Annotated in this window: 4 protein-coding genes and 1 pseudogene; 3 read left to right on the plus strand and 2 right to left on the minus strand. The window is 73.5% G+C overall.

Features of this window, described 5'->3' with window-relative positions; translation table 11 throughout:
- The first annotated feature begins 268 nt into the window (after positions 1-268).
- The gene (locus tag IDM40_RS27640) at positions 269-1,876 is read left to right on the plus strand and encodes an MFS transporter (RefSeq protein ID WP_235998012.1); all 1,608 of its coding nucleotides are present in this window, start codon (positions 269-271) and stop codon (positions 1,874-1,876) included.
- Between the two features lie 168 nt (positions 1,877-2,044).
- On the opposite strand, the gene IDM40_RS27645 is transcribed toward IDM40_RS27640, so the two are convergent.
- Both IDM40_RS27645 and IDM40_RS27650 read right to left on the minus strand, forming a co-directional pair.
- Complete coding sequence (locus tag IDM40_RS27645) at positions 2,045-2,491, minus strand: GreA/GreB family elongation factor (RefSeq protein ID WP_193125026.1); 447 nt, start codon at positions 2,489-2,491, stop codon at positions 2,045-2,047.
- A 103-nt stretch (positions 2,492-2,594) separates the two neighbouring features.
- Positions 2,595-3,860, minus strand: a complete 1,266-nt coding sequence (locus tag IDM40_RS27650; RefSeq protein WP_193125027.1) for an NAD(P)/FAD-dependent oxidoreductase — start codon at positions 3,858-3,860, stop codon at positions 2,595-2,597.
- A gap of 264 nt (positions 3,861-4,124) precedes the next feature.
- Here IDM40_RS27650 and IDM40_RS27655 point away from each other — a divergent pair, with 264 nt between their 5' ends.
- Together IDM40_RS27655 and IDM40_RS27660 are read left to right on the plus strand one after the other, a co-directional pair.
- Positions 4,125-5,669 (plus strand): PucR family transcriptional regulator, encoded by a 1,545-nt coding sequence (locus IDM40_RS27655; protein ID WP_193125028.1) that lies wholly within the window; start codon positions 4,125-4,127, stop codon positions 5,667-5,669.
- An 825-nt stretch (positions 5,670-6,494) separates the two neighbouring features.
- Positions 6,495-6,926, plus strand: a pseudogene (locus tag IDM40_RS27660) (DUF222 domain-containing protein); the annotation flags it as partial.

Consider the following 6,926-nt stretch of genomic DNA (forward strand, 5'->3'; position numbering starts at 1 on the left):
ACACGGGCTCGTGCCCAATGGCGAAGCGTCCCCGGGGGGGCACGACCGCCCGCGTGGCGAAGCGTTCCGGGGGCGCGGACCGGCGCTCGAGGGTAAACGCTCCAGGGGCCACGAACGCGCCCGCCGCAGCAGGGCTCGGGCCCACGCCTGCACGAAGCAGAGCCCTCCCGACCACGCCTGCCACGTACCCCCAGCGTTCCGTGCGTGAACCGTGCGGGCCGCCCGCGAACGTGGGGCCGTCCGTGAACGACAGACCGGAGGAGACCTCATGCACCGCACCGACACCCGGCGGGCGGGACCGCGCGAATGGGCGGGCCTGGCGGTCCTGGGCCTGCCCACCGTGCTCCTGGGCCTGGACATGACCGTGCTGCACCTGGCCCTGCCCTCCCTCTCCGCGGAACTGGACCCCAGCCCCGCACAACAGCTGTGGATCGTCGACGCCTACGGGTTCCTCATCGCCGGTTTCCTCATCACGATGGGCACCCTCGGCGACCGTGTGGGGCGGCGGCGCCTGCTCATGATCGGCGGGGTCGCGTTCGTGGGGGCGTCGGTGCTGGCGGCCTACTCCACGAGCGCGGAGATGCTGATCCTTGCCCGCGCCGCGTTGGGCATCGCCGGGGCCACCCTCATGCCGTCGACGTTGGCGCTCATCAGCACCACCTTCCACGATCCACGGCAGCGGGCGTTGGCGATCGGGTGGTGGGCGACCTTCTTCGCGGGCGGCATGGCGGCCGGTCCGCTCGTGGGCGGGGTGCTCCTGGAGCTGTTCTGGTGGGGCGCGGCGTTCCTCCTGGCCGTGCCGTTGATCGCGGTGATGCTGGTGGCCGCCCCGCTCCTGCTCCCCGAGTCCCGGGACCCGGACGCGGGCCGACTCGACCTCGTCAGCGTGGCCCTGTCCCTGGCGGCGGTCCTGCCCGTCGTGCACGGGGTCAAGGAAGCCGCCAAGGAGGGCCCGGGCCTGACGGTGGCGGCGTCGCTCACCGCGGGCGTGGTGTTCGCGGTGGTGTTCGCACGCCGGCAGCGCAGACTGTCCTCGCCGCTGCTGGACCTCGACCTGTTCCGGAACCGGGAGTTCTCGGTCGCGCTGGCCGTCATGCTCGCGGTCCTGGTCGGGGTGGGCGGAACGATGTTCCTGGTCACCCAGTACCTGCAACTCGTGGAGGGGCTCTCGCCGACGGTGTCCGGGCTCTGGTACGGGCCGCCGGCGCTGATGATGATGGCCTCGGCCGTCGCCGGCCCCGTCCTCGCACGGCGGGTGCGTCCGGGGTACGTCGTGGCGGGTGTGCTCGCGCTCTCGGCGGTGGGGTACGCACTGCTGGCGCTGGTGGAGGGCCCGGGCGACCTCCCCCTCGTGATCGGTGGTTTCTCGCTGGTCTACCTGGGGCTGGGCGCGATCGCCGCGCTCGGCACCGACCTGGTCGTGGGTTCGGCGCCGCCCGCACGCGCGGGGTCGGCGTCGGCGATGTCGGAGACCGTCCAGGAACTGGGCGTGGCCTTCGGGATCGCCCTGTTGGGGAGCCTGTCGGCGGCGGTGTACCAGCGCACGATCGCCGGAGCGGCGGGGCCCGGGCTGGAACCGGAGGTCGCCGACGCCGTCGAGGGCAGCCTGACGGGCGCGGCCTCGGTGTCAGGGCAGATCCCCGGGCAGCTGTGGGCCCAGGCGCAGGAGGCCTTCGTCGCCGGGTTGAACACGGTCGGCGTGGTCGGGGCCGTGGCCGTACCGGTGCTGGCGGCGGTGACCGCGTTCGCGCTGCGCCACGTGCCGGCCGGTGGTGAGGGCCCCGGCGATGCCGACGCCCCCTCCGTGGACACCGGTTCCCCGTCCGGGCAAGGAGAACCGGGCGTTCAGGTCTGCGGCCCCTCGGAGCGCCGCTGACCGAGGGCCCGCCCCGCAGCGCCGTGTGGGGGCGGCCCCGCCTCTCACCGAAGCGACCGGCGCGAACCGGCCGGGCCCGGGACACGACCCGGCCGGAAGCTGACCGCCCCGGGACAGGACCGGCCGACCGACTGACCGAGCCTCCGCCCTACCGACCCGGCCCGATCCTCAGGCGGGCCGGTAGGGCACCGCGCGCACCAGAGTCACGGCGAACGTCTTCCCGCGCGGGGTCGTGTATTCGCGTTCCTCCCCCTCGCGCGCGCCGATGAGCGCCCGGCCGAGCGGGGACTCCGGCGAGTAGACGGTGATCCCCTCGGCATCGGAACGGTCGCGCACCCCCAGTAGGAAGGTCTCGGCCTCCTCCTCCGACCCGTAGCGCACGGTCAGCACCATGCCGGGTTCGGCGACCCCGTCGTCGGGCGGGGCCTCCCCGACCACGGCGTCGCGCAGCAGTTCCTGGATGCGGGCGATGCGGGTGTCCCTGCGTTCCTGGTCGACCGGGACCTCGAACTCGGCCGCGGTCTCGGGCGGGACGGGTGCCCCGGTCAGGACCGCGAGCTCGCGGACGAGGCGGTCGTGGGTGGCTGCGGTCAGCCATGTGGTCGTGCGCTGCACGGTTTCTCCTCCGGTACGTCATGTACGGGCGCCCCGCCGGGGCTCCGGCGGGGCGCTGCTTCGGGTGCGGACGGGTGCTGACGGGTGCGGTCAGCGGGCGCGGTCAGCGTGTGGGGTCGAACGGCTCCAGCTCCGGCGGAACGTTGCCGGTGGCGACAGCACGCGCCAGCAGGCGTCCGGTCGCGGGGCCGTGGGTGAGCCCCCACATGCCGTGGCCCCCTGCGACGTACAGGCCGGGCACTCGGGTGGGCCCCACCAGAGGCAGCCCGTCGGCGGAGACCGGGCGGGGACCGACCCAGGTGTCGACGCGCTGTTCGAGGCCGACCCCGTCCAGGTAGGGCGCCGCGGTGCGGACGACCGCCTCGACCCGCGCGTGGTCGGCGGGGGCGTCGGGCTCGGCGAACTCCATGGTTCCGGCCACGCGCATCCCGTCCTTGAGCGGCGTGCACGCCACCCGGGCCTCGGGCAGGTACACCGGGCCCGGCACCGGACGGTCGGTTCCGACGGTGAAGCTGTAGCCCCGGCCCGCGGCCACCGGTGTGCGCACGCCCCATCGGCGCGCCCTGCGGCCCAGCCAGGCACCGGTGGCGGCGACGAGGACCTCGGCGCTCTCGGTCTCGCCGTGTTCCGAGGTGAGGGTGAAGGTGTCCCCCGCACGCGACGGGGGCCGCACGCCCGCGACCGGGAACCCTTCGACGATCCGGCCGCCGCGGGAGCGCACGGAATCGGCGAGCGCATGCGTGAACAGCGCCGGGTTGAGGTGGCGCTGCCCGTGGATGCGCACGCCCGCGCGGACCCGGTCGGAGGCCACGGGCACGAGCTCGCGGACGTCCTGGGCGTCGAGCGGGGTGAAGTCGGCGGGGATGCCGGCCTCGGCCACCTCCCGGAGTTCCGAGACCAGGCCCAGCGCGCGTTTTTCGGAGAAGAACAGCGCGGTGATGGGCGCCTCCTCGATCACCGCGCCCACCCCGCCGTTCAGGAGCTCGTCGAAGGCCTCGTGGGAGGCGCGGCTCAGCGGTGCATTGCCGAGCAGCGCCCGGTTGTGTGCCGCGTGTGTGGAGTTCATGGCGAAGAGCGTGAGGAAGCGGGCCAGCTCCGCTCCGGGGAACCGGGGCACGGAGAGCGGGTGGTGCGGATCGACGAGGGACCGCGCCCCGTGCGCGAGCGCGTCCGGGGTGTTGAGCGGAACGGCGAGCGCGGGCGAGAGCCATCCGGCGTTGCCCCACGAGGCCCCGGAGGCGACCCGGTCGCGCTCGAGCACGGTCACCTCGATCCCGTGTTCCTGCAGGTACCAGGCGGTCGAGAGACCGACGACACCGGCGCCGACGACGGTCGCGGCGCGAGGTGCGTCCACAGCCGATGCGGCCATGCGTGTTCTCCTTCGGACGGGCTGCGGACACTACGAATGGACCCGTGTCCACGGGGGTCGATCCGAGTGTGCTCGGGATACGGCCGGTGACCGTTGTCCGTGGCGCACAATCTTTGGCTAGCCTCGTGTGACGGCCCCACAACAGGCCCGGAAGGCGGGCGGGGGCGGGGCCCGGACGGGTCACGGAACCGGCCGCGGCCGGGCACGGGGGCCGGGCGGCCCCCGGATCCGGGGCGCGAGACCGCGGTGAGACGGGGGTGTGCGGTGGTCCTGCTGGAACGCCTGGCGACGATCCTGGGTGTGTACGGGACCCGCCCGGCCGGGCCGCGGATCGCCCAGGACGCGGTCGTGCGCAGCGTGGCGATGCACGATCCGGCCGAAGGGGCCACCGAACCCGGTGACGTGCTGTTGGCCGTGGGCGAGCGCGACCCCGTGCGCGCCGTGGGGCTGGCCCGCGACGCCGGCGCCTCGGCCGTCGTGGTGCGTACCGGGGCGGGGGACCCCGGCGAGGCCGCGATCGAGGCCGCCCGCGCGCACGGGGTCGTGCTGTTGTGGGTGGCGCCCGAGGTCTCCTGGAGCCAGGTCGCCGGGATCGTCTTCGGGATGGTGCTCGAGGGCAGTGAGACCGAGTCCGGACGCGGCCCCAGCGACATGCCGTCCCTGGCCGACAGCATCGCCGCGCGGGTCGGTGGCCCGTTGACGATCGAGGATCCGCGTTCCCGGGTGCTGGCCTATTCCGCGCGCCAGGGGTCGGCCGACCGGGCACGGTTCGACACGATCCTCGGGCGCCGGGTGCCCGAGGGGCTGCGCGACCACCTGTCCCGGTCCGGGGTGCACGCCCGGTTGGCGGGCTCGGACGAGCCGGTGTACGTACCTCCCGCGGAAGAGCACGGGATGGGGGCGCGCACGGCGGTGGCGGTCCGGATCGGCCGGGAGTTCCTGGGTTCGCTCTGGCTGTCCTGCTCGGGGCCGCTGTCGGAGGAGCGCGCCCGGTCCCTGGTCGAGGGGGCGCGCACCGTCGCGCTCCACCTGCTGCGGACCCGGGTCAGCGCCGACCTGGAACGGCAGGTGGAGTCGGACCTGGTGGGCCGGTTGTTGGAGGGCGGGACCGACCCGACGGAGGCTGCGGTCCGGCTGGGGTTGACGGCGGCCCCGCACCGGGTCGTGGCGTTGCAGGCGCACACCCCGGAGGAGCGGCACGCGGCGACGCTGGTGGCGTTCGAGCGGGCCACGACCGGGTTCGGGTGGTCGCGGCCGGGGCGCAGCACGGTGTTCGGGAGCACGGTCTACACGGTGCTGCCGTGCGGTGCCGACAGCAGCGCGGCCAGGGAGTGGCTGGCAGAGACCGTACGCGGTCTGCCCGCACACGTGGAGGTGCAGGCGGGCATCGGCGGGCCGGCGGACCCGGCGCGACTGTCGGAGAGCCGGCGGGAGGCGGACGAGAGCCTGGCGTTGCAGGCGGCCCGGCCGGGGCGGGAGGTCGTGGCCTACGACGAGTCGTGGGACGAGGTGTTGCTGCACCGGTTGCGCACGTCCTCGGCCTCGGGCCGCCGTCCCGCCGACGGGCCCGTCGCCGACCTGGCACGGCACGACGGCGCGCACGGGACCCGCTTCGTTCCGACGTTGCGGGCCTGGCTGCGCGCGCAGGGGGAACCGGTCGAGGCGGCGCGGGCGTTGGAGGTGCACCCCAACACGGTGCGCAACCGCATGCGGCGGATGTCGGCGGTGGCGGCCCTGGACCTGGAGGACCCGGACCGGCGCCTGGCCCTGGCGATCGCGCTCGAGGTGCACCTGCCCGGGGACCGGTGACCGGTAGGTCCTCCTGGACGCACGCCCGGGGAACGGTAGGTCCTCCGGGACGCACGCCCGGGCCCGCGCGAGAGAGCATGCCCGCGTTCCTGGGATGGGGTATTCGGTCGGGTTCGTTGGTGTTGTCTCGGTGGCGACTGGGTTGGGGTGGGGGGTTCGTTGGTGTTGCCTCGGGGTCGGTGGTTCGTCGGGGTCGGGAACGATAGCCCGGCCGGCCCTGCGCGCAACCCACATCGGCGCCACCCCCTGATTTCCGGGGTCGGAGTGGATGTGTCGGCGTTGTGCGTGGTTGATCGCGGCGCCTCGGGGTGTGCGCTCCGGGCCTGTTCGCCGGGCTGTCCCGACCCGCATCGACGAACCACCCGCTCCCCCGAGGCCCCCGCCCGCAGCCAAAAGAACGGTGGGTACGTCCATCCCCCTGTGGTGACCCCATTGCGACCAACGCTTGCGGCGTGTGCACGGCTGCTCGCTCCTGCGGAAGCACAGGCAACGGCGACGGCGACGGCAACGGCACAGGCGCGCCCCGCGCACTCCCGGCCGCGCATTGAGTCCCAGGGGTGGCACGTGTGCGGGATCCTCCCGCCGAGGATCTTGCTACCAGAGCCGACTTCAGCGCTGAACCCTGCTCCAGTAGCAAGATCCCCGACCCCCCGCCCCAGAATTCCCCAGGAAAAGGGCCTTGCAGGGTTATCCACAAGCTGGTTTTTCGGGGAATTCGGGCGACCGGAAATGGGTGTGGTTGGTGGCCCCGTGGTCGTTATTGGTAAGGGTTCTATTTCCTTTGGGTAACTACCGCTTTCTGGCCCCGGGGCGTATTGTTGGATTATGGCGAACGACACCACCGACCACGCGCACTCGGCCCCGGGCACCGGCCCGGACCCGGCCGTGTCCGCGCTGATGGCCGCGGTGGCGGTGTTCATCCAGACTCTGTCCGGGGGCGTGCCTTTCGGTACGGCCGGAACCGTTCTGGAGCGCATGAAGGCGGTGCGTGAACAGATCGATAAGCTCACCTTTTCCATGCTCGCGCCGTTGGCGCAGATGGAAGTCTCCGGTGAATTTCTGGCCGAGGGCGGGGAGAAAACCGTCAAGGCGTATGTGACGCACGCCTGGGGGATCGGCCCCAACGAGGCCGAGCGGTTGATGTATCTGGCCCGCAACCTGCACCACGGCACCATCCCCGAAACCGGCCGGGCGATCGACGCAGGCACCCTGACCGTCGGCGAGGCGGCCGCGGTGGCCGCCGGGGTGGAGCGCGAG

It is taken from the genome of Nocardiopsis coralli, from assembly GCF_014892575.1.
Classification (GTDB): Bacteria; Actinomycetota; Actinomycetes; order Streptosporangiales; family Streptosporangiaceae; genus Nocardiopsis; species Nocardiopsis coralli.

What these genes read in the sequence shown, in the direction of transcription:
- IDM40_RS27640 (WP_235998012.1), top strand. Translation starts at nt 269, where the DNA reads ATGCACCGCACCGACACCCGGCGGGCGGGACCGCGCGAATGGGCGGGC.
- IDM40_RS27650 (WP_193125027.1), bottom strand. Translation starts at nt 3,860, where the DNA reads ATGGCCGCATCGGCTGTGGACGCACCTCGCGCCGCGACCGTCGTCGGC.